The organism is Pseudomonas sp. BJa3 (genome assembly GCF_026343815.1).
Taxonomy (GTDB): Bacteria; Pseudomonadota; Gammaproteobacteria; order Pseudomonadales; family Pseudomonadaceae; genus Aquipseudomonas; species Aquipseudomonas soli.
This window is the reverse complement of sequence record NZ_JAOXMC010000552.1, coordinates 1-236: the sequence shown is the minus strand read 5'-3', so window position 1 is coordinate 236 and position 236 is coordinate 1. Positions and strand designations below refer to the sequence as shown.

1 pseudogene is annotated in these 236 nt (G+C 69.1%); it reads right to left on the bottom strand.

Features of this window, described 5'->3' with window-relative positions:
• Positions 1-236 (bottom strand): annotated as a pseudogene (locus OH705_RS28750) (putative hydroxymethylpyrimidine transporter CytX); the annotation flags it as partial.

The following is a 236-nucleotide window of genomic DNA, read 5'->3' as shown; positions in this document are numbered from 1 at the left end:
ACACGCGGAGGGCGCGCTGGCCACAGCGTGAAGCGTCGGCGATCAGCGGCAGCCACGACAGCGGCATGGCGATCACGATGTCGAAACCCAGGGCCAGGGACAACGAACCAGCCCCAGGGCGTCGCCACAGATCGGCCAGGTCGGCCTTGGCGAACAGGTTCCAGGACAACCACGCGCAGGCGCCCAGCAGCAGCCAGATCCCCCACCGGCGCAAGACCTTGCGCACGAACGCCAGC